Genomic DNA, 310 nt, shown 5'->3' with positions numbered 1-310 from the left:
CACCAAGGTGGCGTCGAGGTCGATGATCAGCGGTGCAGCGATGCTGGCGTCATGATCGGGAGCAGCGGCACCGGCGTGCGACCAGCACGTTGCTCGGGCTGCGGCGCGGGCCGTGTTGATCGCCGTCAAGGCTGCCGGGGCATCAGCGGCCAACGCCGAGATCAGTCGCGACACCGTCGGATCGGAGGCCACCGACCCGAATACCGTTGGGGCCGACCGCAATTGGTTGATATCGGCCAGACAGTCGCCGCCGATCGCCACCGCCACGGCCAGGTCGGCGATGATCTTGCCCGGATCGTGGCTGGCCAAC

The 310-nt window shown here is 68.1% G+C and carries 1 protein-coding gene; it reads right to left on the bottom strand.

From position 1 onward, the window contains the following. The coding region (locus HH308_RS29435) for a transposase (protein ID WP_211188991.1) at positions 1 to 310 on the bottom strand (310 nt) is incomplete at both ends.

Source organism: Gordonia asplenii (genome assembly GCF_012933505.1).
Lineage (GTDB): Bacteria > Actinomycetota > Actinomycetes > Mycobacteriales > Mycobacteriaceae > Gordonia > Gordonia asplenii.
This window is presented reverse-complemented; position numbering and strand designations above follow the sequence as displayed.